General features: G+C 62.3%; 24 protein-coding genes. 13 read left to right on the top strand and 11 right to left on the bottom strand.

All coding sequences use genetic code 11. The annotated features are described in order from the left end of the window. The first annotated feature begins 41 nt into the window (after positions 1 to 41). The gene (locus HKK57_RS21425) at positions 42 to 317 is read left to right on the top strand and encodes a peptidylprolyl isomerase (RefSeq protein WP_029293742.1); all 276 of its coding nucleotides are present in this window, start codon (positions 42 to 44) and stop codon (positions 315 to 317) included. A gap of 168 nt (positions 318 to 485) precedes the next feature. Here the strand turns inward: HKK57_RS21425 and HKK57_RS21420 are convergent, their stop codons facing one another. The 4 genes from HKK57_RS21420 to HKK57_RS21405 all read right to left on the bottom strand — a co-directional run bounded on the left by HKK57_RS21420 (position 486) and on the right by HKK57_RS21405 (position 4,080). Further along, a complete protein-coding gene (locus tag HKK57_RS21420; RefSeq protein WP_169390717.1) occupies positions 486 to 1,403 on the bottom strand; it encodes a sugar kinase in 918 nt (305 codons plus the stop codon). A gap of 117 nt (positions 1,404 to 1,520) precedes the next feature. Beyond that, entirely contained in the window at positions 1,521 to 2,729 is a 1,209-nt protein-coding gene (locus HKK57_RS21415) for an amino acid deaminase (RefSeq protein ID WP_169390716.1), read from the bottom strand. A 17-nt stretch (positions 2,730 to 2,746) separates the two neighbouring features. Then, positions 2,747 to 3,511 carry an IclR family transcriptional regulator gene (locus HKK57_RS21410; RefSeq protein WP_169391228.1) on the bottom strand — a complete coding sequence of 255 codons (765 nt, stop codon included), beginning with the start codon at positions 3,509 to 3,511 and terminating at the stop codon, positions 2,747 to 2,749. A gap of 179 nt (positions 3,512 to 3,690) precedes the next feature. Continuing rightward, positions 3,691 to 4,080 (bottom strand): RidA family protein, encoded by a 390-nt coding sequence (locus HKK57_RS21405; protein WP_169390715.1) that lies wholly within the window; start codon positions 4,078 to 4,080, stop codon positions 3,691 to 3,693. A 350-nt stretch (positions 4,081 to 4,430) separates the two neighbouring features. Here HKK57_RS21405 and HKK57_RS21400 point away from each other — a divergent pair, with 350 nt between their 5' ends. Next, positions 4,431 to 4,793: a thioredoxin family protein gene (locus HKK57_RS21400; protein ID WP_133714781.1), complete on the top strand. Its 363-nt coding sequence runs from the start codon at positions 4,431 to 4,433 to the stop codon at positions 4,791 to 4,793. Here the strand turns inward: HKK57_RS21400 and HKK57_RS21395 are convergent. The 3 genes from HKK57_RS21395 to rpiB form a co-directional block, all read right to left on the bottom strand. Beyond that, a complete protein-coding gene (locus HKK57_RS21395; RefSeq protein ID WP_029293728.1) occupies positions 4,790 to 6,352 on the bottom strand; it encodes a TerC family protein in 1,563 nt (520 codons plus the stop codon). The two genes, HKK57_RS21400 and HKK57_RS21395, sit on opposite strands and share 4 nt — an antisense overlap. Positions 6,353 to 6,730: 378 nt before the next feature. Continuing rightward, positions 6,731 to 7,711 (bottom strand): sugar-binding transcriptional regulator, encoded by a 981-nt coding sequence (locus HKK57_RS21390; protein ID WP_029293725.1) that lies wholly within the window; start codon positions 7,709 to 7,711, stop codon positions 6,731 to 6,733. Positions 7,712 to 7,774: 63 nt separating this feature from the next. Beyond that, complete coding sequence (gene rpiB, locus HKK57_RS21385) at positions 7,775 to 8,236, bottom strand: ribose 5-phosphate isomerase B (RefSeq protein ID WP_169390714.1); 462 nt, start codon at positions 8,234 to 8,236, stop codon at positions 7,775 to 7,777. Positions 8,237 to 8,518: 282 nt separating this feature from the next. On the opposite strand from rpiB, the gene HKK57_RS21380 reads away from it, so the two are divergent. From HKK57_RS21380 to dhaL, 7 genes are all read left to right on the top strand, one after another. Continuing rightward, positions 8,519 to 10,006 (top strand): sugar ABC transporter ATP-binding protein, encoded by a 1,488-nt coding sequence (locus tag HKK57_RS21380; protein WP_169390713.1) that lies wholly within the window; start codon positions 8,519 to 8,521, stop codon positions 10,004 to 10,006. Continuing rightward, complete coding sequence (locus tag HKK57_RS21375; protein WP_029293719.1) at positions 10,003 to 10,980, top strand: ABC transporter permease; 978 nt, start codon at positions 10,003 to 10,005, stop codon at positions 10,978 to 10,980. The genes HKK57_RS21380 and HKK57_RS21375 overlap by 4 nt, the downstream gene beginning before the upstream one ends. 54 nt (positions 10,981 to 11,034) lie before the next feature. Further along, positions 11,035 to 12,042 carry a substrate-binding domain-containing protein gene (locus HKK57_RS21370; RefSeq protein ID WP_029293717.1) on the top strand — a complete coding sequence of 336 codons (1,008 nt, stop codon included), beginning with the start codon at positions 11,035 to 11,037 and terminating at the stop codon, positions 12,040 to 12,042. Between the two features lie 148 nt (positions 12,043 to 12,190). Continuing rightward, a complete protein-coding gene (locus HKK57_RS21365; protein ID WP_029293715.1) occupies positions 12,191 to 12,946 on the top strand; it encodes an SDR family oxidoreductase in 756 nt (251 codons plus the stop codon). Between the two features lie 26 nt (positions 12,947 to 12,972). After that, positions 12,973 to 14,088, top strand: coding sequence for an MDR/zinc-dependent alcohol dehydrogenase-like family protein (locus tag HKK57_RS21360; protein WP_029293713.1), 1,116 nt, complete (start codon positions 12,973 to 12,975; stop codon positions 14,086 to 14,088). A gap of 153 nt (positions 14,089 to 14,241) precedes the next feature. Continuing rightward, the gene (locus HKK57_RS21355; RefSeq protein WP_070996106.1) at positions 14,242 to 15,243 is read left to right on the top strand and encodes a dihydroxyacetone kinase subunit DhaK; all 1,002 of its coding nucleotides are present in this window, start codon (positions 14,242 to 14,244) and stop codon (positions 15,241 to 15,243) included. 3 nt (positions 15,244 to 15,246) lie between these two features. Next, positions 15,247 to 15,894 (top strand): dihydroxyacetone kinase subunit DhaL, encoded by a 648-nt coding sequence (gene dhaL, locus HKK57_RS21350; protein ID WP_029293709.1) that lies wholly within the window; start codon positions 15,247 to 15,249, stop codon positions 15,892 to 15,894. Between the two features lie 18 nt (positions 15,895 to 15,912). On the opposite strand, the gene HKK57_RS21345 is transcribed toward dhaL, so the two are convergent. Further along, on the bottom strand, positions 15,913 to 16,788 hold the full coding sequence (locus HKK57_RS21345) for a LysR family transcriptional regulator (RefSeq protein WP_070996104.1): 876 nt from the start codon (positions 16,786 to 16,788) through the stop codon (positions 15,913 to 15,915). Between the two features lie 150 nt (positions 16,789 to 16,938). On the opposite strand from HKK57_RS21345, the gene HKK57_RS21340 reads away from it, so the two are divergent. Beyond that, positions 16,939 to 18,480, top strand: coding sequence for an MFS transporter (locus tag HKK57_RS21340; protein WP_169390712.1), 1,542 nt, complete (start codon positions 16,939 to 16,941; stop codon positions 18,478 to 18,480). 90 nt (positions 18,481 to 18,570) lie between these two features. Here the strand turns inward: HKK57_RS21340 and sohB are convergent, their stop codons facing one another. Continuing rightward, positions 18,571 to 19,593 (bottom strand): protease SohB, encoded by a 1,023-nt coding sequence (gene sohB / locus HKK57_RS21335; RefSeq protein ID WP_029293703.1) that lies wholly within the window; start codon positions 19,591 to 19,593, stop codon positions 18,571 to 18,573. 193 nt (positions 19,594 to 19,786) lie between these two features. Between sohB and HKK57_RS21330 the strand changes: the two genes are divergently transcribed. From HKK57_RS21330 to hglS, 3 genes are all read left to right on the top strand, one after another. After that, a complete protein-coding gene (locus HKK57_RS21330) occupies positions 19,787 to 20,497 on the top strand; it encodes a histidine phosphatase family protein (RefSeq protein WP_029293701.1) in 711 nt (236 codons plus the stop codon). Between the two features lie 56 nt (positions 20,498 to 20,553). Beyond that, positions 20,554 to 20,868 carry an SCP2 sterol-binding domain-containing protein gene (locus tag HKK57_RS21325; RefSeq protein WP_169390711.1) on the top strand — a complete coding sequence of 105 codons (315 nt, stop codon included), beginning with the start codon at positions 20,554 to 20,556 and terminating at the stop codon, positions 20,866 to 20,868. 188 nt (positions 20,869 to 21,056) lie between these two features. Further along, positions 21,057 to 22,427 (top strand): 2-oxoadipate dioxygenase/decarboxylase HglS, encoded by a 1,371-nt coding sequence (hglS, locus tag HKK57_RS21320; RefSeq protein WP_169390710.1) that lies wholly within the window; start codon positions 21,057 to 21,059, stop codon positions 22,425 to 22,427. A gap of 146 nt (positions 22,428 to 22,573) precedes the next feature. Here hglS and HKK57_RS21315 read toward each other — a convergent pair whose 3' ends face one another. Beyond that, positions 22,574 to 22,813 (bottom strand): DUF465 domain-containing protein, encoded by a 240-nt coding sequence (locus HKK57_RS21315; protein WP_032857259.1) that lies wholly within the window; start codon positions 22,811 to 22,813, stop codon positions 22,574 to 22,576. 78 nt (positions 22,814 to 22,891) lie between these two features. Further along, on the bottom strand, positions 22,892 to 25,429 hold the full coding sequence (locus HKK57_RS21310; RefSeq protein WP_154906100.1) for an excinuclease ABC subunit UvrA: 2,538 nt from the start codon (positions 25,427 to 25,429) through the stop codon (positions 22,892 to 22,894). Positions 25,430 to 25,431 lie beyond the last annotated feature (2 nt).

The raw sequence follows: 25,431 nt of genomic DNA, 5'->3' as shown, positions 1-25,431 counted from the left end.
TCCCGCGCCTTCAAGCCCGACCGTTGCAAGGTAACTGCCCGATGAAAGCCCAAGCCCGCCACATCCTGGTGAAGACCAGCGAGGAAGCCGAACAGCTCAAGCAGCGTATTGCCAAGGGCGAAGCCTTTGATGTGCTGGCCAAGAAATTCTCCACCTGCCCATCCGGCAAGCGCGGCGGCGACCTCGGTGAAGTGCGGCCGGGGCAAATGGTCGGAGTGATCGATGCGGTGATTTTCAAGAAACCCCTGCGGGTGGTACACGGGCCGATCAAGAGCAAGTTTGGTTACCACCTGGTGCAGGTGTTCTACCGCGACTGACGAACTCAGTGGCAAGCAACCATTGTGGCGAGGGGGCTCGTCCCCCGCTGGGCTGCACAGCAGCCCCAGTCAGCCTCACCTCGGCCTTTCAGAAACACCGAGGTGACCGGTTTTGGGGCTGCTTCGCAGCCCAACGGGGGACGAGCCCCCTCGCCACAACTAGCCCCATCAGCTCGACTCGTTCAGGGGAAGCAGCGCGCCCGCAACCTGAATAACCCGGCTCGCCAGCCGGTGCCCAGCCAAGGCCGCCTCTCGCGGCGAACCGCCCCTGAGCCGGCTGGCCAGGTAAGCCGCACTGAACGAATCCCCCGCCGCCGTGGTGTCCACCACCTTCTCGACCACTGCCGCCGCCACCGCGAAACGCTGGCCGCTTTGGCGAATCAGGCAGTCATCCGCGCCGCACTTGAGCACCACTTCATCAATCCCCGAATAGGCCGCAAACACCTGCTCGCTGTCGGCATAGCCGAACAAGGCACGCTCGTCGTCCTCGGTCAGCAAGGCCAGATCCACATGCTCCAGCACCTGCCGGTAAGCCTCGCGGGCGGCTTCGACACTGGCCCAAAGACGTGGCCGGTAGTTGTTGTCGAACACCACTCTGGCACCCCGCTGACGGGCTTCGACCAACACAGCCAGTAGGCGTGTACGCCCGACTGCACCCAACACCGCGAGGGTGATCCCGCTCAAATACAGCACATCGTAGCCCGGCAGGGCCGCCAGGATCGGTTCCGCCCCAGGGGTGGTGAAGCAATCGCGCACCGCCGCTTCGTTGCGCCAGTAGAGGAATTTACGCTCGCCATTGGCATCGGTCTGGATGCAGTACAACCCCGGCAGACGGCCCGGCAAGCGCTGGACTCGCTGCAGGCCAAGGCCTTCGGAGGCCCATTGCGCGCACATGGCATCGCTGAAGCTGTCATCGCCCAGGGCGGTGACGTAGTCCACCGTGCTGTCTGCCCCCAGTTCGCGGCGCAGGTAGACGGCGGTGTTCAGGGTGTCGCCGCCGAAGCTCTGGTGCAGGCTACCGTCGGCGCGGTGTTGCAGTTCGATCATGCATTCGCCGATCAGGGCGATGCGCGGATGTGGGTTCATGTTCGGATTCTCGGGTGGGTTTGGGGGCCTCATCGCAGGCAAGCCAGCTCCCACATTTGAATGTGTTCACAAATCCAAATGTGGGAGCTGGCTTGCCTGCGATGGCCGCGACGCGATCTAGAAACAGGTCTGCAATGTCTCGATTACCTGCAACTGCTCATCCACCAGGCACCCCACTTGCCACTTATCGAACGTCAAGCATGGGTGCGATGTGCCAAACGAGATGATGTCGCCAATCCGCAGCTCAACCCCCGCCGCCACGCTCATGAACGCATGCTGGTCCATCACCGCCGTGACCTTGCAGCCACTCACGTCATCGCCCACCGCCGGCAGCACGCCGGCCTTGTAGCGCTTGAGCGGCATCGGCAAGCCCGCGTCGTAGGCCACGTCACGCTTGCCCAGGGCAATCACCGCAAACCCAGGCTCCGGCAATGACTGCACATGGGCCCAGACTTCCAGGGCCGGACGCAGGCCTTCGCTGAGGTCGCTGCGCCGGTCCAATACGCAGCATTGCGCGTCCTTGTAGATGCCGTGGTCGTGGGCCACATAGCTGCCGGGGCGCAGCACGCTGAGGAAGCGCCCCTCGGCATTTTGCGCGGCAAAGGATTCGGCGATCAGGTCATACCACGCAGAACCCGAGGCGGTGATGATCGGCTGGCCAAGGTCGAAAGCACCGCTGTTCTGCATATCCACCGCCAGGCGCACCAGCGACGCGGCAAACTCGCGGATACCGCTGATGGCATGCTCGCCGTGGATCACCCCTTCGTAGCCTTCGATACCGGTGAGCGCCAGGGCCGGTTGGGCCTTGATCGCCCGCGCCAGGTCCAGCACCTCTTGCTCGCTGCGGCAACCGCAGCGGCCGCCGACCACACCGTATTCGATCATCACGTTCAGGCGCAGGCCACGGGCGGCGAAGAACGCGCCCAGGTCAGCCACGTTGTCCGGGTGGTCGACCATGCAATGGAAGTCAAAGCCTGGGTCCGCCAGCAGTTCGGCGATCAACGCCATGTTCGGCGCGCCCACCAATTGGTTGGCCATTAATACCCGGCGCACACCACCGGCATAGGCGGCGCGGGTCTGCACAGCGGTGGCCAGGGTGATGCCCCAGGCGCCTTGCGCCAACTGACGCTGGAACAGCGCCGGCATCATGCTGGTCTTGCCATGGGGCGCCAGTTGCGCGCCGCTTTTGCTGACGAAGTCCTGCATCCACTGAATATTGTGTTCCAGCGCCGCGCGGTGCAGCACCAGGGCAGGCAAGCTGACATCGCGTACCAGATGGGCACCGCTGGCGGCAGCGCCTTTTTCAACGGCATTGAAGACCGGCATGGGATTACTCCGTTTGGCTATTCATTGATACGACGGGCCAGGTTGTTTGCGCTGTCGATCAGCACCCGGCGGTAGTCGTTGTAATGGTTCTGGGCGTCGGCCCGTGGGGCGACGATGCACAGGGTCGCAATAGCGATGCCCAGGGCATCGCGCACCGGCGCGGCAAAGCAGTGGGTAAAGGTGTCGGCGACACTGTCGAAGGAAAAGAAACCATCGAGGCTGGCCTGGCGGATCTGCCCGAGAAAGGTGTCCAGGGGCAGGCGTTGGCCGTCCGGCAGGATGAAGTCATCGTGGTCGATCAGATCGATGATCTGCTGGTCGCTCAAATGCCCCAGCAGCAAGCGCCCGGAGGCGGTCCAGGGGATCGGCGCGTTCTCACCGATATCCGAAGAAATCCGGAAATGCCGCTGGCCCTCGCGCATCAGCGCCACCGTGTACTTGCGCCCGTTGAGCAGGCACATCTGCGCGGTCTCGTGGGTTTGGCGGACAATTTCCTGCAACGCGTGATCGGCCTCGCGGGTCAGGTCGAAATGGCGCAAGTGAGCCTGGCCGAGGAAGTACAGTTGGCGGCCCAGGTAGACATGACCGTCCTTGCCCACGGTTTCGAGAATCCGCCGCTCCAGGAGGGACGCGACCAACTCGTAGACCGTGGACTTGGGGCTGCCGATGCCACTGGCAATATCGTTGGGGCGCAGGGGCTGGCCGACTTCCTTGAGAAAATCGAGGATATCGAACGCCCGGTCGAGGCCTTTGGCGCGGCGTTTGATGGTGTCTTCGGTCATGGCAGTCTTCATCGGCATAAAAGGTCCATGTGGGAGCGGCGCTTGTGTGGGAGCGGGCTTGCTCGCGAAAGCGCTGTGTCAGCCAACAAATCTGGCACTGATACAGCGCTTTCGCGAGCAAGCCCGCTCCCACCCAAACCGAGTCCACTTTGGATTGGAGTGGGCTTTAGATCAGGCATTCAGCCTTTTTTCTTGTAGGCCACGCAATCGATCTCGACCTTGCAATCAACCATCATGTTTGCCTGCACACAGGCCCGTGCCGGGGCGTGTTCGGGGGTGAAGTATTCGCCGAAGACTTTGTTGAAACTCCAGAAATCCCGTGGGTCTTCCAGCCATACGCCCACCCGGACCACGTCTTTAAGCTCGAAACCGGCCTCTTCAAGGATTGCCACCAGGTTCTTCATGGTCTGGTGGGTCTGCTCGACAATCCCGCCATTGATGATTTCGCCATCCACTGCCGGCACCTGCCCCGATACGTACAGCCAGCCATCCGCCTCCACTGCACGGGCGAATGGGCGGGGTTGGCCACCGCCGGCGGTGCTGCCGGCGCCGTAACGAGTAACGCTCATAAAATTGCTCCTTGATTAAAAATGGATATTTTTCAGGAATTGCGCCAGGCGTGGCGGAAGCCGCTTATTCCGCTGTAACGGAACATGGTATGTAACAACGGAATAAGCAGCAGAAAGTGTGCCACAGCCAGTCCCAGGAAAACATTCAAACGTTAAAGTCGTCTTAAATCATGCACATAAGAAATAGCCAAGCCACCGACGCCCCGCCCGTGACGACCCGCGCACTGCTACCGCGCCCCACAATCCGTTGCGATCCGACACATTGGGGTGCGCTACCTGTGAATTCTGACAGTAGACCGCCTGCCCCACCCGGCTTAGGGTTTGGCCACGGACCTGAGAAGGAGACTGTCATGGGACTGATCAACACAGTGATCGATGACGCGGATGCGTATAGACGGGCGCTGCAGACACAACGCACGGTGTTCATGCTCTTTGTATCGCCCCAGTGCCCGGCATGCGGAACGGCCAAGCCACTGTTCAGTAAAGTGGCCAGCCGCTATCGCCGCCAGGCCGCCCTTTATGTGCTCGATACCAGCCAGACGCCTCGGCACCCCGCTGTCACCGGCACACCGACGCTGCTGATACTAAAAAACGGCAAACTGGTCGAAACACTCAAAGGGTTCGGCCCCTGGGAAACCCAGGAGCAGACCCTGAAGAAAACCTTCGCGCGGCACACCCGTGGCGTGCCGACCAAAAGGGCCAGGCCCCGTTAACCCACCGCGAGCGGGGTCAACAGCACCTGCGTCACCCGCCGCTCCTCCACCGCTGCCACGGTCAGGCGCCAGCCGGCGTGTTCCAGGCTGTCGCCCACTACCGGTAGGCGATCCAACAGGCTCATCACCAGGCCGGCGAGGGTCTGGTAATCCTCGGTGGCCATCGCCTGAAAACCGGTGCGCTGGCGGATCAGGTTCAGGTTCAACGCACCGTTGGCGCGGTAGCCGCCCTGCTCTTCGACGATATCCGGGCCTTCTACTTCACTGGCATCCGGCAATTCACCGGCGATGGATTCAAGAATGTCGGTCATGCTCAACACCCCCATGAAATCGCCGAATTCATTGATCACAAAGGCAATGTGCGTCGACTCCTGGCGCATCTGCTCCAGGGCGTTGAGGATCGAGAAGCTGTCGAGCAGGTTGATCGCCCGTCGCGCCAGGTGTTCCAGGTTCGGCTCATTGCCGGCCAGGTACTCCTTGAGCAGTTCCTTCTTGTGCACGAAGCCCAGGGGCTCATCCACCGCGCCGTTACGGATCAACGGCAAGCGCGAGTAGGACGAGTGCATCAGTTTCAGGCGAATGGTCTCCGGATCGTCAGCCAGATCGATGTAGTCCACATTCGCGCGCGGGGTCATCAAGGTGCGGATCGGCCGTTCGGCCAGCTGCAATACGCCGCTGATCATGATCCGTTCGCGGCGATCGAACAGCGGGCCTTGGCTATTATCGGCGCCATCCAACAGGTCGGTAACGTCCTCACCCACCTCTTCCACCGCCAGGCTGCGACCACCCAGCAAACGCATGACCGCATGGGCCGTGCGCTCACGAATCGGCCGCAGGCCTTGCGCGGACTTCTTGCGGCGCGCCCGGGCGATCTGGTTGAACACCTCGATCAGGATCGAGAAACCGATGGCCGCGTACAGGTAGCCTTTGGGGATATGGAAGCCCAGGCCTTCGGCGGTCAGAGCGAAACCGATCATCATCAAGAAGCCCAGGCACAGCATGATCACTGTCGGGTGCGCATTGACGAAGCGGGTCAGCGGCTTGCTGGCCACGATCATTACGCCGATGGACACGATCACCGCGATCATCATCACCGCCAGTTCATCCACCATGCCGACCGCAGTAATCACCGCGTCGAGGGAGAACACCGCGTCCAGCACCACGATCTGCGCCACGATCGGCCAGAACATCGCGTAGGCCGCATTGCCGGTGCGTTCGGTGACATGCCCTTCGAGCCGCTCATGCAACTCCATGGTGGCCTTGAACAACAGGAACACACCACCAAACAGCATGATCAGGTCGCGTCCGGAGAAGCTCTTGTCGAACACCTCGAACAACGGCTGGGTCAAGGTCACCAACCAGGAAATACTTGCCAACAGGCCCAGGCGCATCAGCAGTGCCAGGGACAAGCCAATCAACCGCGCACGGTCACGCTGCTCCGGTGGCAGCTTGTCCGCCAGGATCGCGATAAACACCAGGTTGTCGATGCCCAGTACCAGTTCCAGCACAATCAAGGTCAACAGGCCGAGCCAGGCCGTTGGATCCGCTAACCATTCCATATAGAAGTCTCTGTCTCTTTATTGATATTCAGAATGCCGGGCACAACAAAACGCGGTCCGATGGCCGGGAAAAGGTTAGCAGTCTGAATAGGGGATGCTTCAGCGGGAACGGCGGCAATAGAGGTCTTGGGGAAAGACGACTGGGAGGCTCCGAGAGGGTGTTCATGCAAGTCCTGCAGTGAGAAAAGGACTTTAATCCTACAGCCGAAATACAAACTTCCTACAATTTAAAACTATTACAAGATCTGTAAAAGCACCCCGCAACCCCCCTGTAGGAGCCGGCTTGCGATGCACGCCCCTCGATGTATCCGTCACGCTGCGGTGATGCTATCGCAGGCAAGCCAGCTCCCACACAAGCCAGCTCCATGAGCGAGCGGGTCAGGTTTTGCGGGTTGCGTCGTCCAGCGCCAGGATGGTGTGGGCATTCGTTACCGTGGTTGCCAGGGTATTGATCACCCCCGAGCGCAGCGCCCCCAGCGTCGCCGCCGCCTTGGTGTTTTCACTGGCGATTGCCACTACATCTGGGATACGGAACAGCTCCTGTACCGTCAAGCCGATCACCCGCCCTTGAATGGCGTTGACCGCCGGCTGGCCATGGATGTCGATAAAGTCGTAGCCCATCATGTCGCCCACAGTGCCGGACAAACGCGCCTGGGCGATTTCCTGGGGTGAGAACCAGCCCATGCGCACCATATTGCTGTTTTCGCTCATGTCACCGATGCCGATCAGCGCCATGTCGGCCCGCCGTGCACGGTCGAGGGTGGAGCGTACGGTGTCGTTGCTGATCAGTACGCTGCGCAGTTCCGGGTTGGCCACCAGTGCCGGGGCGTACAGGCTTTCGCTTTCACCGCCAAAGCGCAGGGCCAGGCGTCGGCAGATGTGGTCGGGGTTCATGTATTCGCCAGCCTTGAGCGAACCGCCAATGGCGCAGACAAACGTGCAGTTGCGCGTCACCGGCAAAAACACATTATCGGCCACCGCTCCCACATTGCGGCCCATGCCCACGGCGACGATCATCCCGTCGCCCAGGGTCTTGTTCAGGTAGTTGGCCACCAGGCTGGCCACGGCGGAGCGCTGGGTGTCGGCGTCGCTGTGGTCGACCGCGATCAACGCACGGTCCAACTGGAAGCGCTCCACCAGCGCCTGCTCCAGTTCATTGTTCATTGCCGGATGCTGCAACACCCGCACTTCGACAATCCCTTCATCGCGCGCACGCTTGAGCAGCCGGCTGACTTTGGCCCGGGACAGGTCGAACCGCTTGGCGATGGCTTCCTGAGTGACGTTCTCAAGGTAATAGAGCATCGCCACTTCGGTCATCAGATCGATATCGCTGGCGGTGCGCAGGGTGCTGTCACTCATGGGGACGGGCTTCCGTTTCGGCGTCAAAGGCGCATTCTCCCGACTCTTGCCCCGCTACGTCCACTACTGATGCCCATCACGCTCAATGGCATTGATGCGCTCGACCTTGGCCCCGGACCGCGCCGCCTCGAACTCCGAGGCCAGAAACGCGGTGACGATGCTCTTGGCCAGCTCCGCACCCACCACCCGCGCACCGATGGACAGGATCTGCGCATCGTTGCTCTTGCGCGCCCGTTCTGCCGAATAGGTGTCGTGGGCCTGGGCCGCGCGAATCCCCAGCACTTTATTGGCCGAGATGGCCATGCCGATGCCCGTGCCACACACCAGCACGCCCAGGCGCTGCTGCCCGGCGTTGATGGCCGTGGCCACCGCCAGCGCAATATCCGGGTAGAGCACCGGGGCCGTGGAATGGGTGCCAAAGTCGGTCACCGGATACCCCAGCGCCTCGATATGGCGCTTCAACAGCCCCTTGAGCTCAAAACCTGCTTCATCACATCCGATAGCCACCGGGAAAGGTGTGTTCATGGCATTAGGCTCCGCTGCCGTGGTGAAATTTAAGACTGATCATATGATCACTCAGTGAAATTTAGATCAGTCATTTCTCGGATATTCCCCGACAACTGTCAAGCACGATTTAACTGACCTGCCAGTCAAACCCCTCTAAAACGCCACGAATTAAGAAATAGCAGGCAATTACAAGTTTTCAATGAAAGAGATTGACTGATCAGAATTTCATTTGATACACATATGCTCACGCAGCAACACGACTGTGTACCTAATAAGAATTCACAGCACGAGGACACGCCGATGGCTACGCCATTACTGCTCCAGGCTGAACACGTCGCCAAGGCCTACGCCGGCATCCCTGCCCTGCGTGACGGCCGCCTCTCGCTGCGGGCCGGCAGTGTGCATGCCCTGTGCGGCGGCAACGGCGCCGGCAAATCCACGTTCCTCAGTATTTTGATGGGCATCACCCAGCGTGACGCCGGCAGCATCCTGCTCAATGGCGCCCCTGTGCATTTCCATCGCCCCAGTGAAGCGCTGGCGGCGGGTGTCGCGATGATCACCCAGGAGCTGGAACCGATCCCCTACATGACCGTCGCCGAAAACATCTGGCTGGGCCGCGAACCACGGCGCGCCGGCTGCATCGTCGACAGCAAGGCGCTGAGCCGACGCACCCGCGAACTGCTGGAAAGCCTGGAGTTCGACGTCGAGGCTACCGCGCCCATGCATCGCTTGAGCGTGGCGCAGATTCAGTTGGTAGAGATCGCCAAGGCGTTCAGCCATGACTGCCAGGTGATGATCATGGACGAGCCCACCTCCGCCATTGGCGAGCGCGAAGCCGAAACCCTGTTCAAGGCCATCCGCCGCCTCACCGCGCGGGGCGCCGGGATCGTGTATGTGTCCCATCGCCTCAGCGAACTGGCGCAGATTGCCGACGACTACAGCATCTTCCGCGATGGCGCCTTCGTCGAAAGCGGGCGCATGGCCGATATCGACCGCGCCCACCTGGTGCGCGGCATCGTCGGCCAGGAATTGACGCGCATCGACCACAAGGTCGGCCGCGAAAGCGCCGCCGAGTGCTGCCTGGACGTCCAGGGCCTGAGCCGCAGCGGCGAGTTCCAGGACATCAGCCTGCAATTGCGCCAGGGCGAAATCCTCGGCATCTATGGGCTGATGGGCTCGGGGCGCAGCGAGTTCCTCAATTGCATTTACGGCCTGACCACCCCGGATGCCGGCAGCGTCACCCTGCAAGGCAAACCGATGCCCATCGGCCTGCCCAAGGCGACCATCCGCGCCGGCATGTCGCTGGTCACCGAAGACCGCAAGGAAAGCGGCCTGGTGCTCAGCTCCAGCATCCTCTCGAACATCGCGTTATCGGCGTACAAGCAGCTGTCGAGCTGGTCGCTGATCAATGCGCGCAAGGAAAACCAACTGGCCGAAGACATGGTCAAGCGCCTGCAGATCAAGACCACTTCCCTGGACCTGCCAGTGGCGTCCATGAGCGGCGGCAATCAGCAGAAGGTGGTGCTTGCCAAATGCCTGTCGACCCAACCGGTGTGCCTGCTGTGCGACGAGCCGACCCGGGGCATCGATGAAGGCGCCAAGCAGGAGATCTATCACTTGCTGGACCAGTTCGTGCGCGCCGGTGGTGCGGCCATCGTGGTGTCGTCGGAAGCCCCGGAGCTGCTGCACCTGAGCGACCGTATCGCCGTCTTCAAGGGTGGCCGGCTGGTGACTATCAGCAGCGACACCGCCCTTTCCCAGGAAGCCTTGTTGAGTCTTGCCTCATGAATGCCAAAACCATTACCGCCCCGCTGACCACCCCCGCGCGCAGCCGCCTGCGGCTTTCCCTCGACCGCTTTGGCCTGCCGCTGGTGTTTATCCTGCTGTGCGTGGTCATGGCGTTCTCCAGCGAATACTTCATGACCTGGCGCAACTGGATGGACATCCTGCGCCAGACCTCGATCAACGGCATCCTTGCGGTGGGCATGACCTATGTGATCCTGACCAAGGGCATCGACCTCTCGGTGGGCTCGATCCTCGCCTTCGCCGGCCTGTGCAGCGCACTGGTCGCGACCCAGGGCTACGGCCTGCTCGCCGCCGTCAGCGCCGGGATGTTTGCCGGGGCGATGCTGGGGGTGGTCAACGGCTTTATGGTGGCCAACCTGTCGATCCCGCCCTTTGTCGCCACCCTGGGCATGCTCAGCATTGCCCGGGGCATGACCTTCATCCTCAACGACGGCAGCCCGGTCACCGACCTGCCGGACGCCTACCTGGCCCTGGGCATCGGGAAGCTGGGGCCGATTGGCGTGCCGATCATCATCTTTGCCGTGGTTGCGCTGATTTTCTGGATGGTGCTGCGCTACACCACTTACGGGCGCTATGTGTACGCGGTGGGCGGCAATGAAAAAAGCGCGCGCACCTCGGGAATCGGCGTGCGCAAGGTGACGTTCTCGGTGTACGTGGTCTCGGGCTTGCTCGCCGGCCTGGCAGGCGTGGTGCTGTCTGCGCGCACCACCTCGGCCCTGCCCCAGGCCGGCATGTCTTATGAGCTGGATGCGATTGCCGCGGTGGTGATCGGCGGCACCAGCCTGTCGGGCGGCGTCGGCACCATCGTCGGCACGCTGTTCGGCGCCCTGCTGATCGGGGTGATCAACAACGGCCTGAACCTGCTCGGCGTGTCCTCCTATTACCAGCAGGTCGCCAAGGGCCTGATCATCGTGCTCGCGGTGTTGATTGACGTGTGGCGCAAGAAAAAACGCTAGTCGCTTTTCCTCTGAACGAACTGAACGACCACAACAATAAACGGAGTTCTCATCATGAAAGTCGCTACATCATTTGCCGCCGTTGCGGCCCTCACCCTGCTCGCCAGCAGCATCACCCTGGCCGCCGATGGCAAGACCTACAAAGTCGGCGCTGCCGTGTACGGCCTCAAGGGCCAGTTCATGCAGAACTGGGTACGCGAGCTGAAAGAACACCCGGCGGTCAAGGACGGCACCGTGCAGTTGACCGTCTTCGACGGCAACTATGACGCGCTGACCCAGAACAACCAGATCGAAAACATGGTGACCCAGCGCTACGACGCGATCCTCTTCGTGCCCATCGACACCAAGGCCGGCGTTGGCACCGTGAAGCAGGCGATGTCCAACGATGTGGTGGTGATTGCCTCCAACACCAAGGTCGCCGATGCCAGCGTGCCGTACGTGGGCAACGATGATGTCGAGGGCGGGCGCCTGCAGGCCCAGGCCATGGTCGACAAACTCCAGGGCAAGGGCAATGTGGTGATCATCCAGGGGCCGATTGGCCAGTCGGCGCAGATCGATCGGGAAAAGGGCGAGCTGGAAGTACTGGGCAAGCACCCCGGGATCAAGATCATCGAGAAAAAGACCGCCAACTGGGACCGCGCCCAGGCCCTGACCCTGACTGAAGATTGGCTGAACGCCCACCCCAAAGGCATCAACGGGGTGATCGCGCAAAACGACGACATGGCCCTCGGCGCCGTGCAGGCCCTCAAGTCCCATGGCCTGACGTCCAAGGACGTGCCCGTCACGTCCATCGACGGCATGCCCGATGCGATCCAGGCGGCAAAAAGAGATGAAGTCACCACCTTCCTGCAAGACGCCCAGGCCCAGTCCCAGGGCGCACTCGATGTGGCCCTGCGCCAATTGGCCGGCAAGGACTACACGCCCAAGTCGGTGATCTGGGAGCGCTATGCCAAGGACGTGACCTGGGGCGACGGCACTGCCAAGAACTACATCCTGCCGTGGGTGCCGGTGACCAATGCAAATGCGGATGCGCTGTACCAGCAGGTCAGTGGCAGCAAGTAAATATTGATGTGCAATACAGCCCAGTGTGGGAGCTGGCTTGCCTGCGATGCGAGCACCTCGGTGTATCAGGGTTACCCAGTCGCTGCTATCGCAGGCAAGCCAGCTCCCACATTTGATCTGCACTGTTTTTGAGAATGGAGTTAAACCAATGTCTGGATTCTGGAACCAAGCCTTCGACCTCAGCGGCCGTTGCGCCGTGATCACCGGCGGGGCGGCGGGGATTGGTCTGGCGTGCGCCAGCCTGCTGGTGGAGCGTGGTGCCCGCGTGGCCTTGCTCGACCGCGATCCGGCCGTGGTTGAAGTGGCCGCCAGCCTCGGCGCCGGGCATATCGGCCTTGCCGTCGACCTGCGCCAACTCGACCAGGTGCAGAGCAGCATCGACTACGTGTTCGCGCACTTCAAGCGCCTGGACTACCTGGTCAACAGCGCCGGCGTGGTGATGCTGGACAAGGCCATCGACGTCAGCGAAAACGCCTGGGACATCACCCTGGACATCAACCTCAAGGCCAGCTTCTTCGTGGCCCAGGCCTGTGCCAAATACATGCTGGCCCAGGGCAGCGGGCGCATCGTCAACCTGGCGTCCCAGGCAGCGGTGATCGGCCTGGATCGACATGTGGCGTATTGCGCGAGCAAGGCTGCGATTGTCGGCATGACCAAGGTCCTGGCCATGGAATGGGCACCGCACATCAATGTAAATGCCATCTCCCCCACCATCGTCGAGACCGCCCTGGGCAAGAAAGCCTGGGCAGGCGAAGTGGGCGAACGGGCCAAATTGCAGATCCCGGCGGGCCGTTTTGCCCAGCCCGATGAAATCGCCGGGCTGGCGTTGTACCTGCTCAGCGATGCCGCCCAGATGATCACCGGCGCCAATATGGTGATCGACGGCGGCTACAGCATTCAGTAACCCATCTATTCGTCGTGAGGTTTGTCATGTCCACCGCTACCGAACGTACCGCCGAACAACTCCACCCGGTGATCCCCAAGACCATGCAGGCCGTGGTCTGCCATGGTCCGGAAGACTATCGCCTGGAAACCGTCGACGTGCCCACCCCCGGCCCCGACGAGATTCTGACCAAGGTCGAGCTGTGCGGCATCTGCATGGGCGATATCAAGACCTATCGCGGCGCGCCATCGTTCTGGGGCGACGCCGAGCAGCCGCGCTACGTCAAGCCGCCGATGATTCCCGGGCATGAGTTTGTGTGCCGCGTGGTCGCTCTGGGCCCCGGCGCCGAGAAGCGTGGGGTGAAGGTTGGCGACCGGGTGATTTCCGAGCAGATCGTGCCCTGCTGGGGCTGCCGCTTCTGCAACCACGGCCAGTACTGGATGTGCCAGAAACACGACCTCTACGGCTTCCAGAACAACGTCCAGGGCGCCATGGCCCAATACATGATTTTCACCAAGGAAGGCATCATCCACCAAGTGCCGGACTCCATCGCGCCGGACGAGGCGATCCTGATCGAACCCCTGGCCTGCTCGCTGCACGCGGCGGAACGGGCCAATGTGGATTTCGACGATGTGGTGGTGGTGGCCGGCGCCGGCACCCTGGGCCTGGGGATCATCGGCGCGGTGCGCATGCGCAACCCCAAACGCCTGATCGTGCTCGACATGAAACCCGAACGCGCCGAACTGGCCCTGCGCATGGGTGCCGATGAGGTGTGGAACCCGGCCGAGGTCGATGTACTGGCGAAAATCCGCGAAATCACCGACGGTTATGGCTGCGACATTTACATCGAAGCCACCGGGCACCACAAGGCGGTGAACCAGGGCCTGGCGATGCTGCGCAAGCTGGGGCGCTTTGTCGAATTCAGCGTATTCAACGACGAGGCCACGGTAGATTGGTCGATCATTGGCGACCGCAAGGAACTGGACGTGCTGGGTTCGCACCTGGGGCCCTACATGTACCCACGGGCCATCGACTTTATCGGCAAGCGCAAGATCGACATGCGCGACGTAGTGACCCACAAGTTTGCGTTGGCGGATTTCAAGGAAGCGTTTGCGGTGATGGAGCGCGGGGACAAGTCCTTGAAGGTTGTGCTCGAACCCTGACCCCAACACATATCCCAAATGTGGGAGCGGGCTTGCTCGCGAAGGCGGTGTGTCAGAAGACACATCAGTTGGCTGACCCACCGCTTTCGCGAGCAAGCCCGCTCCCACATTTAACCGACTGCGTCCAAGACAACAAGAACAGGAACCCGCGTTATGAATCGAGTCATCAACGATCCGGACCAAGTGGTCGAGGACATGCTGCGCGGCATTCTGGTCGCCCATCCCGAGCTGCGCCAAAGCGAAACCAACCCCCGCGTCATCAGCAAGGCCAAGCCGTCCAGACAAGGCTGCGTGGGCATCGTCACCGGCGGTGGCTCCGGCCATGAGCCGGCGTTTCTCGGCTACGTGGGGCCCGGCCTGGTGGACGCCGTGGCCGTCGGCGAAATTTTCTCTTCGCCCACCGCCAAAAGCTTCTTCGATGCCTTCCGCGCCGCCGATCACGGCGCGGGCGTGGCCTGCCTGTACGGCAACTATGCCGGCGACAATATGAACGTGAAGCTGGCGATGAAAATGGCCGCCAGCAAAGATATGCAGATCCGCACCGTAGTCGCCAACGATGACGTGGCGTCGGCGCCCAAGGCCGATATCGCCAAGCGGCGCGGGGTGGCCGGGGAAATTTTCATGTGGAAAATCGGCGGTGCCGCCGCCGCCCAACACTATGACCTGGACGGGGTGATCCGCGTCGCGCAGAAGGCCGTCGATCACTGCCGCTCGATCGGTATCGGCCTGACGCCCTGCACCATTGCGGCCGTGGGCAAGCCGAACTTCCAGATCCCCGATGGCCAGATGGAATTGGGTATCGGCCACCACGGCGAACCCGGCATCGAAGTGATTCCGATCGAGTCCGCCGCTGCCATGGCCACGCGCATGCTGGCACCGATCCTCGCGGATCGGGATTTCAGCCAGGATGACAGCGTGGTGGTGCTGGTCTCGGGCCTGGGCGCGACGCCGGTGATGGAGCTGTACATTTTCTACGCCGAAGTCGAAAGCCAGCTCAAGGCCAAGGGCCTGAAGATCCATCGCTGCTACGTCGGCAACTACTTCACCTCCCTGGAAATGATGGGCGTGACCCTGACCCTGCTGGGCCTGGATGCCGAGCTGAAAACCCTGATCGACCAACCTTGCCGCTCCATCGGCATGACCCAGGCGGAGTAAACCATGAGCCAGCATTTCTCTACCCACGACGGCAGCGCGATTGTCACTGACCTGGTGAGCGTGATCGTCGCCAACCGTGAATACCTCAGCGCGGTCGACGGCGCGATTGGCGATGGTGACCACGGCATCAATATGGCCAAGGGCTTCGCCCATTGTGGCCGCACCATTGAGGGCCGGCAGTTGACCCTGGCCGAGGCCCTGGATGAACTGACCCTGAGCCTGATGGAAGGCATCGGCGGCTCCATGGGCCCGCTATATGGCAGCCTGTTTATCGGCATGGCCGACGAAGTACGCGGCTGCGAAGACATCGATGGCGCCACCTTCGCCCATTTACTGCGCGGCGGCCTGACCTCGTTGCAGGACATCACCGAAGCCGGCGTGGGCGACAAGTGTTTGATGGACACCTTGATTCCCGCGGTGGAGGCGTTTGAACGGGCGCAGGCGGGGGGCGCCTCCTTCGGCGATGCCCTTGAGGCGATGAAAAGTGCAGCCTCCCAGGGCCGCGACTCGACCAAGGACCTGGTGGCCAAGATCGGCCGGGCCAGCCGCCTGGGCGAACGGTCGCTGGGGGTGCTGGACGCCGGGGCGGTGTCCTGCTGCCTGATCCTCACGCAACTGGCAGACTCGATCCAACCCCGCCTGGCCCTGTAGGGGCCAGCTTGCCGGCTCCTACAGGGTGGGGTTGTGTTTGATGTGCTGGATATACCGCGCCACGGCCGGGGCCTTTTCAAAGCGCCGGTAAATCAGCGACAGCCACGACGACGCATCGCTGCCCTGGATGTGGCGGTACTGCACGCCCGGCAGGCTGACATGCCCCACCACCGATTCCGGCACTACCGCCACCCCCTGCCCCAGCGACACCAGGGCAATCACCGCCACCAGGCCTCCCGGCTGCGGCCCCAGGCGCGGGGCATACCCGCCTTGCGCGGCCACCTGCAAGGTGCCGCTGATCTGTTCGGGCAGGATGAAGGTCTCGTTCTGCAAATGCTCGCAGGTGATCGCCTTCAAGCCCAGCAGCCACGAGCCCTGGGGCAGCGCCAGGACAAAACCTTCGCTGCCCAGGCGTAGCGCCTCCACACCGTCGGGCAAGGTCATCGGTGAGCGAATGTAGCCAATGTCGTAGCGCCCTTCGGCCACCAGCCCCGGCAACAGGGCCATGGGGCTTTCCCGCACGCTGAGGCTCACATCGGCAAACTCCGCGCAAAACGCCTGCACCTGGCGTTGCAGCACCCCCGAATACACCGCCGACGCCACATAACCCAATTCGATATGGCCGATTTCGCCACGCCCGGCGCGCTGGGCATTGCGCTGGGCAAACTCGAACTGGCGCACGGTAGCCTCGGCTTCGGCCAGCAGCGCGGTACCCGCCTCGGTCAGACTGACGTCACGCTGACGCCGGATAAACAGACGGGTGCCCAGGGTGCGCTCCATATCCTGGATCTGCCGGCTCAAGGTGGGTGGGGCAATATCCAACTGCTCGGCGGCACGCGTGAAGTTGCGGTGCCGGGCAACGGCCAGGAAGTAGCGGAAATGACGTATTTCCATTGCAGGATTAGCTCAAAGGTAATGATGTGCTTCGCCTCGGCTAACAGAACCACTGGGCGCCGACGTTAAGCTGACAGGACGCCCACAGTAGAGAGTCGCTACGATGCCCGTCAAATCCAGCTTGCCTGTTGCCTGCCAGGTAATCATGCCATGAGCCAGGTCAGCCCACGCCTTACCTTGTTGACCGCCTCGGGGGTCTGCTCGCTGATTGTCCTCGATACCAATATTGTCGCCGTGACCCTGCCGACTATCGCCCGCGACCTGGGGGCCAATTTTGCCGATATCGAATGGGTGGTCAGCGCGTATATGCTGGCGTTCGCCGCCCTGCTGTTGCCGGCAGGGAGCATTGCCGACCGCTTTGGTCGCAAGAAAACCCTGCTCTGTGGCCTGGTTATTTTTATCCTCGCCTCCCTGGGCTGTGGCGCCGCCCCCAACGTGCTGCTGCTGGATATCGCCCGCGCCGTCAAAGGTGTCGGTGCGGCGTTACTGCTGACATCAGCCCTGGCGTCCATCGGCCACGCCTTTCACGACGAACTGGAACGGGCCAAGGCCTGGGCCTTCTGGGGCGCCTGCATGGGCGTGGCGATGACCGCCGCGCCGACCCTCGGCGGCCTGATTACCCACTACCTGGGCTGGCGCTGGATTTTCTACCTCAACCTGCCGGTGGGCCTGGCGTTACTGGCGCTGGTCCTGCATGCCATACCGGAATCGCGCGACAGCCAATCGGCGCGCCTCGACCCTTGGGGCAGCCTGACCTTCAGCGCCAGCCTGCTATGCCTGATCTGGGGCCTGATCGAAGCCAACCGGATCGGCTGGGACAACCCGTTGACCTCTGCGCGACTACTCGGCGGCGCGTTCCTGCTGGGCCTGTTTGTGTGGGTGGAGCGCTTGCAACACCGACCGATGGTGGACCTGCAACTGTTCCAGTCGCCACGGTTTGTCGGCGCGTTGCTGGGGATGTTTGCCTATGCCGGCTGTGCCCAGGTGATGATGACGCTGCTGCCGTTTTACCTGCAGAACGGCCTGGGGTTTTCGGCGATTGCCTCGGGCTTGGGGATGCTGCCGTTTGCCCTGACCATGCTGATCTGCCCGCGTATCGGCGCACGCCTGGCCAGCCGCTTTGCCCCGGCCACCCTGATGGCGGCCGGGCTGGCCCTGGTGGGCAGCGGCAACCTGCTCAGTGCCTGGGCCGTGAGTGTCGGCGGTTATCTACCGTTCGCCCTGGCAATTGCAGTGACCGGCGCCGGTGCCGGGCTGCTTAATGGCGATACCCAGAAAAACATCATGGCCTGCGTGCCGAGGGACCGGGCGGGCATGGCCTCGGGCATGAGTACCACCATGCGTTTCAGCGCGATCATGTTGGCGATCGGGGTATACGGGGCGCTGCTGGCCAGCCATAGCGAGCACCTGCTGCAAGCCAGCCTTGGCGCGCAATGGCAGGCTCAGGTACCGGGGATTGCCTCGCGGGTGGTGGCCGGGGACATGCCTGCGGCCATGGCGCTGCTGCCGGAATCGGCGCAAGGGCAAGTGCAACCTTTGGCCTGGCAGGCGTTTGTCGGTGGGTTTGGCCGGGTATTGTGGGTGGCGGGAGTGTTGAGCCTGCTGGGGGCGCTGGTGGTGGGCCTGCTGATGAGGCATCCGATTCCCACACCTTGTAGGAGCGAGCTTGCTCGCGAAGGTCGTCAACGGTAACGCGGGTTTGTTGGATGACCGCGTTGGTCTTGAGTTCTTCGCGAGCAAGCTCGCTCCTACAGAGGCGGGCCCGGCTCCAGGCGGGCCGTGTTACCAGAAGCGCTGCTGGGTCAGGCGGCTCCACCAGGTCAGCAGTACCCGGTCCACCGAGCCGCTGGCCGCCAGGCCAACCCGCTCCTGCAGGCTTTTGCGCTCGGCATAGTGCAGGTGGAACAGTTCGGCGGTCTTGGCCTTGGTCGCCAGGTATTCGTCGCTGGTCTGCAGGGCGTCCACCAATTGCTTGTCCAGCGCTGCGACGCCCAGCCAGACTTCGCCGGTGGCCACATCATCAATCGCCAGTTGCGGGCGATAGCGCGAGACGAAGTTCTTGAACAGTTGGTGGGTGATATCCAGGTCTTCCTGGAACTTCTCCCGGCCTTTCTCGGTGTTTTCGCCAAACACCGTCAGGGTGCGCTTGTACTCGCCAGCGGTCAGCACTTCGAAGTCGATATCGTGCTTTTTCAGCAGGCGGTTGACGTTGGGCAACTGGGCTACCACGCCAATCGAACCGAGGATCGCAAACGGTGCACTGATGATCTTCTCGCCGATGCACGCCATCATGTAGCCGCCGCTGGCCGCAACCTTGTCGATGCACACCGTCAACGGCACGCCCGCCTCGCGGATGCGTGCCAATTGCGACGAGGCCAGGCCATAGCTGTGGACCATGCCACCGCCGCTTTCCAGGCGCAGCACCACCTCGTCCTTGGGCGTCGCCAGGCTCAGCAGTGCGGTGATTTCATGACGCAGGCTCTCGGTGGCCGAGGCCTTGATGTCGCCGTCAAAATCCAGGACAAACACCCGTGGCTTGGACTCGGGGGTTTTCTTGTGTTTTTTCTCGGCCTTGCCCTGGGACTTGCGCAGGGCCTTGAGCTGATCCTTGTCGAGCAGGGTCTGCTCCAGGCGCTCGCGCAGGCCTTTGTAGAAATCGTTGAGCTTGCTGACCTGCAACTGCCCTGCATTCTTGCGCCGGCCCTTGCTGCGCAACGCCGCGAAACTGATCAGCACCACCAGGATGGCGACGACCAACGTGACGGTTTTAGCCAGAAAACTTGCATACTCAGCCAAAAACTCCATGGGACTCCTTACAGATACGGTGCGCCAGGCGCGGATTGCCCCAGCATACCGATGGGACTGCCGGTGAGCCAGAGCTGAAACCCCTTGAAACGGGCCTCTAACGAGCTTTTAAAACAAGCGTATGTTTTTTCATTGACAGCTTCCCGGCATCCTCATAACCTCGCCAGACTTTCAACGTACCGGGTGAACGGACGTGGGCAGCATCTATTTGATTCGACATGGCCAGGCCTCCTTCGGTGCAGACGACTATGACGTCCTGTCGCCCGTCGGTGTGCAGCAGGCACAGGTACTGGGCAGCCACCTGGCGGATCTGGGCCTGATGTTCGACCGCTGCGTGTCGGGCGACCTGCGCCGCCAGCAGCACACCGCCAACGCCGCGTTCGAGTCCATCGGCGCCCAAGGCTTGCCGGTGCCGCCCCTGGAAATCGACAGCGCCTTCAACGAATTCGATGCCGACGCGATCATCCGCGCCCTGCTCCCGGATTTGCTCGACAGCGAGCCCGAAGCCCTGGAGATCCTGCGCAACGCGCCACACAACCGTAGCGAGTTCCAGCGGATCTTCGCCCTGATCATCGAGCGCTGGCTGAGCGGGACCTACGACACGCCCGGCCTGGAAAGCTGGTTGGGGTTTGTCGAACGGGTCCGGGGTGGCTTGCAGCGTCTGCTAGAGGCGGCGGACAACTCCCACAAGATCGCGGTATTTACCTCTGGCGGCACCATCACCGCCCTGCTCCACCTGATTACCCGCATACCTGCCGCCCAGGCTTTCGAGCTGAACTGGCAGATTGTCAACACCTCGCTCAACCACTTGAAGTTCCGTGGACGCGAGGTGGCACTGGCTTCCTTCAACAGCCATACCCACTTGCAACTGTTGAAGGCGCCGCAGCTCATCACTTTCCGATGAATTGCGGCCAACCGTGACCCCAAGGTCACTGGCACCACCCATAAAAGGATCGAACCATGACTGACGTAGCTAAAGCCGTAGAAGCAATGAAAGCCAAATTCAACCCAGGCGCCGCCGACGGCCTGGACCTGGTGTTCGGTTTCCGTATCGACGACACCCAGAACTTCTCGCTGATCGTCAAGAACAACACTTGCGAACTGCAAGAAGGCGTGAATGAAGATGCTCAAGTGACCCTGGTCATGGACGGCGACACCATGAAAGGCATCGTCGACGGTTCCACCGACGGCATGCAGGCCTTCATGGGCGGCAAACTGCGCACCGAAGGCGACATGATGCTGGCGATGAAGCTGAGCGAACTGTTCCCGGCCTGATCCAGGGCAACCTGGGTTGACCAATCCCGCCTGCCCAGGCGGGATTTTTGTTTGTACCGGTTCCCGCAGTGGAACTCATTCATTTGCAGAATGAAGTCCAGAGGAATCTTCATTTGCACCCACGGGCAACGCCCAACAAAATCTGGCTCACGGCCCATACCACCGTTATCGCAGCCAGGATTTTTTCTATGCCTACCCCGCGCCATATCAGCCCCGACGACATCCGCAAAGACTTCTCCAAGGCCATGTCCGACATGTACCGCGAGGAAGTGCCGCTGTATGGCGCGCTGCTGGAGTTGGTGGCCGACACCAATGCCCGGGCGCTGGCGAGCGAACCCGACCTGGCGCGGCAACTGCAGCGCACCGGTGAAATCCAGCGCCTGGACATGGAGCGCCACGGCGCCATCCGCCTGGGCACGGCCCTTGAACTGGCAACCATCAGTCGCCTGTTTGCGGTGATGGGCATGCAGCCGGTGGGCTACTACGACCTCACCCCGGCCGGCGTGCCAGTGCATTCCACGGCCTTTCGCGCAGTGCATGAAAGCGCCTTGCAGACCAGCCCGTTCCGGGTCTTCACCTCGCTGCTGCGCCTGGAACTGATCGAAAACCTTGAACTGCGGGCCTTTGCCGAAGCCGCCCTGGGCAAGCGCTCGATCTTCACCCCACGGGCGCTGGCCCTGATCGAACAGGCCGAAGCCGACGGTGGCCTGAATGCCAACGATGCCCAGGCCTTTATCCAGCAAGCCCTGGAAACCTTTCGCTGGCACCACACAGCCACCGTCAGCGCCGCCCAATACCAACAACTCAGCGCCCAGCACCGGCTGATTGCCGATGTGGTGGCCTTCAAGGGCCCGCACATCAATCACCTGACCCCACGCACCCTGGACATCGACCGCGTACAAGCCGACATGCCCGGCAAAGGCATCACCCCCAAGGCCGTGATCGAAGGCCCACCCCGCCGCCAATGCCCGATCCTGCTGCGCCAGACCAGCTTCAAGGCCCTCGACGAAGTCATCGCCTTTACCGATGCCACGGGCAGCCACAGCGCACGCTTTGGCGAAATCGAACAACGTGGCGTGGCCCTGACGCCCAAAGGCCGCGCACTCTACGACCAGTTGCTCAACGCCGCCCGGGATGAACTGGGCGCCTTCCCCAATGAGGCCAACGCCCAGCGCTACACCGAACTGATGGAGCAGCACTTCCAGGCCTTCCCGGATAACCACCGGGCCATGCGCGAGCAGGGGTTGGCGTTCTTTCGCTACTTCCTGACCGACAAGGGCCGCGCAGCCGATAAGAGCCCGCGCCCCAATCTGGACGCACTGCTTGAGGCCGGTTACGTGGCAATCGAACCGTTGGTGTATGAGGATTTTCTGCCGGTCAGCGCGGCGGGGATTTTCCAGTCGAACCTGGGCGATGCGGCGCAGAGTCACTACGCGGCCAACGCCAACCAGGCCGAATTCGAACAGGCCCTGGGCCGCCAGACCATTGATGAGTTGCAGCTATATGCCGACACCCAGCAGCGCTCGATCGACGCCTGCCTGCAGGCGCTGCGCACCTAGAAAATAGAGTTCGCCCGACACCACAACGCAATCCATGCGCAGTCAACGTGCCCCAGGGTCGGGCGAACGGTTGGGATAATAGGCAGTGCAGGGGTGGCTGTCCTTTGGTCAATTCTGAACAAATATGGCGCCTCCCCAGGCGTTGGCTAATGCCCTTTGGTCTGCTCCAGTTGTTCGACGATTTTATCTTTGATCAACAGGCGTTTCTTCTTCAGGTTCTCCACATCATCGTCATTGGCACTTGCGGATTCAGCTTCCAGTACCTCCTTGTCGGCGACGTCATACTGAGTGAGCAATACATCCAACCGATGGTGGCTTGCCCGACGCTGCTGAACGTCTTCCTTGCTCAACCCCAAATCCTGATAAAGATCATGTTTCACTGGCATGAAGTACCTCCGCAAGTTAATCAATGACTGGTACACCTTGAAGCTAGCCCATCCATGGGCCTCTTGTCATGCCCAAGGTCAATTCCCCGGGCCCAGCTCGCGTGCGAGGAACGGTGCGGTGCGGCTGGTTTTGCTTTGGGCGACGTGTTGGGGCGTGCCGCTGGCGACGACTTGGCCGCCCTGGTCGCCGGCGCCTGGGCCGATGTCGATGACCCAGTCGCTCTGGGCCACCACGCGCATTTCGTGTTCGACCACAATCACTGTGTGACCGGCGTCCACCAGATGGTTGAGTTGCAGTAGCAGGCGGTCAACGTCACGGGGGTGCAGGCCGGTGGTAGGCTCGTCGAGGACGTACAGGGTTGCGCCCCGCGCGGTGCGTTGCAGTTCGGTGGCCAGTTTGATCCGCTGGGCCTCGCCGCCGGACAGTTCGGTGGCCGGCTGGCCCAGGCGCAGGTAGCCCAGGCCGATGTCGCGCAGGACCTGCAACGCACGCAGTATGCCCGGCTGTTCGGCGAACACGTCCACCGCCTGTTCGACGGTCAGGCCCAGTACCTGGGCAATGTTCAGGCCCTGCCAGGTAATCGCCAGGGTCTGGGGGTTGTAGCGCGCCCCGTGGCAGGTGGGGCAAGGGGCGTAGACGCTGGGCATAAACAGCAGTTCGACGCTGACAAAACCCTCGCCCTCGCAGTTCGGGCAACGACCCTTGGCCACGTTGAAGGAGAACTGCCCGGCATCGTAGTGGTGTTTTTTCGCGGCTGGGGTGGCGGCGAACAGTTTGCGCACGTTATCGAACAAGCCGGTATAGGTCGCGAGGTTGGAGCGCGGGGTGCGGCCGATGGGCTTCTGGTCCACCTGTACCAGGCGGCGGATCTGTTCCAGGCCCGCGCGGATGCGCCCGCCGCTGGTTTGCGGTGCCGGGTCTTGCAGGTCGGGCTCATCCTCGCTGACCACCACCCGCCCCAGCCCCTCACCCACCAGGTCCAGCAGCGCCTGGCTGACCAGACTGGATTTACCCGAGCCCGAAATCCCCGTCACCGCCGTAAAACAACCCAGGGGGAAGTCCACGCTCACCTCGTCGAGGTTATTGCGGCTGACCCCTTCCAGGCTGAGCCAGCCACTCGGCGCACGACGCGAAGGGTTCAGCGGTTGCGGCTCGGCAAACAGGTATTCGCGGGTCTGTGAGGCTTGGACCTGTGCCAGGCCTGCCGGTGGGCCGCTGTACAACACTTGGCCGCCCTGCTCGCCGGCTGCCGGGCCGACGTCGATCAGCCAGTCGGCGCGGCGCATGGTTTCCAGGTCGTGCTCCACCACAAACAGCGAGTTGCCGGCGGCTTTCAGGCGCTCAAGGGCGGTGAACAAGGCCTCGCCATCCGCCGGATGCAAGCCGGCCGACGGTTCATCCAGCACGTAGATCACCCCGAACAACTGCGAGCCCAATTGCGTCGCCAGGCGCAGGCGCTGCAACTCCCCAGAGGACAGGGTCGGCGTACTGCGCTCCAGAGACAGATAGCCCAGGCCCAGGTCGGTCAGGGTGCTGACCCGCTCCAGTAAATCCTGGGCGATACGTTGGGCGGCCAGGCGTTTTTCCAGCGAAAGTTTTACCCGCCCTTTGCCCTCGGCCACCGGACGCAGAAGTTGCGCCAGTTGCAACAATGACAATTGCGACAACTCGCCAATATCCACCCCGGCGAACTTCACCGACAGCGCGGCCTTATTCAGGCGCTTGCCCTCGCACAGGGGGCACGGGCTGCCCTGCATGAATTGCGCGACACGCTTTTTCATCAGCGCGCTCTGGGTGTGGGTGAAGGTATGCAGGATGTAGCGCCGGGCGCCGCTGAAGGTGCCCTGGTAACTGGGTTCGAGCTTGCGCTTGAGGGCGTCGCGGGTTTGCGCCGGGGTCAAGCCGGCGTACACCGGCACCGTGGGTGTTTCCTCGGTGAAGAGGATCCAGTCGCGCTGTTTTTTCGGCAGCTCACGCCAAGGAATATCGACGTCGTAACCCAGCGTCACGAGAATATCCCGCAGGTTTTGCCCCTGCCAGGCCAGTGGCCAGGAAGCCACGGCACGCTGGCGAATGGTCAAGGAGGGATCGGGGACCATCAGCGCCTCGGTCACTTCATACACGCGGCCCAGGCCGTGGCACTGCGGGCAGGCGCCCTGGGGCAGGTTGGGCGAGAAGTCCTCGGCGTACAGCATCGGCTGCCCCGGCGGATAGCTGCCGGCACGGGAATAGAGCATGCGGATCAAGCTGGACAAGGTGGTCACGCTGCCCACCGACGAGCGCGTGCTCGGCGTACCCCGCTGCTGTTGCAACGCCACGGCGGGCGGCAAGCCTTCGATGGAGTCCACATCCGGCACGCCCACCTGGTCGATCAGGCGCCTGGCATAGGGCGCCACCGACTCGAAATAGCGCCGCTGCGCCTCGGCATACAGGGTGGAAAACGCCAGGGACGACTTGCCCGACCCCGACACCCCGGTGAACACCACCAGGGCATCCCGTGGGATGTCCACATCGACATTGCGCAGGTTATGTTCACGGGCGCCCCGCACCCGGACAAAACCGGGGCGCGCGGCAAGAAGATTGGTGCCTGGCGGCAAGTGGCGCGCTGAAGTCATGG

The sequence above is a fragment of the Pseudomonas sp. ADAK21 genome (genome assembly GCF_012935735.1).
GTDB classification, from domain to species: Bacteria; Pseudomonadota; Gammaproteobacteria; order Pseudomonadales; family Pseudomonadaceae; genus Aquipseudomonas; species Aquipseudomonas proteolytica.
The sequence above is the reverse complement of the archived record's forward strand: the minus strand, read 5'-3'. Positions and strand labels throughout refer to the sequence as shown.